We start from the raw sequence: 511 nt of genomic DNA, 5'->3' as shown, positions 1-511 counted from the left end.
TGATCTCGCGATAGCCCGCGCCGTCCATCTTGCGGCGCATATAGGCCTCCAGCTCGCGCCAGATGCGATAGCCCTTGGGGTGCCAGAAGACCGAGCCATGCGCCTCTTCCTGAAGGTGGAACAGGTCCATCTCGCGGCCCAGCTTGCGGTGATCACGCTTGGCGGCCTCCTCCAGCCGGTGGAGATGCGCATTGAGTTGCTTCTTGTTCAGCCAGCCCGTGCCGTAGATGCGCGTCAATTGCGCGTTCCTCTGGTCGCCACGCCAATAGGCCCCGGCAACGCGCATGAGCTTGAAGGCATCGGGGTCGAGCTTGCCGGTCGAGGCAAGGTGCGGGCCGCGGCACATGTCGAGCCAGTCGTCCCCGGAATCCCTCAGGCCGCTGCGATAGACCGTCAGTTCCTCGCCCTCGGGCAGCTCCCTGGCCCACTCGGCCTTGAAGACCTCGCCCTCGGCCTCCCATTTGTCGATCAGCTGCTGGCGCGACCAGACCTCGCGCGTCAGCGGCTTGTC

1 pseudogene is annotated in these 511 nt (G+C 65.6%); it reads right to left on the bottom strand.

Annotated features, from left to right (window positions below):
- Positions 1-511: pseudogene (locus F2B26_RS16990) on the bottom strand (hypothetical protein); the annotation flags it as partial.

This window comes from Cellulomonas citrea (genome assembly GCF_009829685.1).
Classification (GTDB): domain Bacteria; phylum Actinomycetota; class Actinomycetes; order Actinomycetales; family Cellulomonadaceae; genus Cellulomonas; species Cellulomonas citrea.
This window is presented reverse-complemented; position numbering and strand designations above follow the sequence as displayed.